The sequence below is a fragment of the Prevotella rectalis genome (genome assembly GCF_900607215.1).
Classification (GTDB): Bacteria; Bacteroidota; Bacteroidia; order Bacteroidales; family Bacteroidaceae; genus Prevotella; species Prevotella brunnea.
Window position 1 is genome coordinate 415,198 of sequence record NZ_LR027820.1, and the last position, 626, is coordinate 415,823.

At 49.8% G+C, this 626-nt stretch carries 1 protein-coding gene; it reads left to right on the forward strand.

Annotated elements, in window-relative coordinates; all coding sequences use genetic code 11:
* Positions 1–626 (forward strand): IS256 family transposase (locus E0E16_RS02600; RefSeq protein ID WP_181951329.1); only part of this gene is annotated, 626 nt, incomplete at both ends.

The following is a 626-nucleotide window of genomic DNA, read 5'->3' on the forward strand; positions in this document are numbered from 1 at the left end:
CTTTCCTCCCACTATTTAGCCGTCTATATCGACGCCACCTTTATTTCCACCCGTAGGGACAGACAGGTGTCCAAGGAGGCCTACTATACCATTCTGGGGGTATTGGAAGACGGCAGCAGGGAGGTGCTCACGGTTGTCAATCATCCCACAGAAGGGGCTCTGTGCTGGAAAGACGAGCTTGAGGCCTTGAAGCAAAGAGGCGTCGAACAGATAGACTTAGTCGTTTCCGATGCATTGCAAGGAATAGAGAATGCCGTCTGTGCAGCCTTTCCAGGTGCCGCACACCAGTTCTGCGTGGCACACGTCAAGCGACAGATACTCAGCGGCGCATCACATAAAGACAAACCAGTAATGGCGCAGCAGCTCAGTGAGGTGTTCCAATTGGAGAACAACGAGATGAATTCCTTGCAGGGATACGAACAATTCATTACCTTTGTCGAGAAATGGGAAAGGAAATATCCTGCACTAAGAAAGTACAAGACCGAACGCAACTGTGCCTACTTCACGTATATGGACTTCCCGGCCCAAGTGCAGAGGTGCATATATACGACCAACTGGATTGAAAGGCTCAACAGGAAGTACAGGAGAACCATCCAAATGAGAACATCCATGCCATCAGAGAAGTC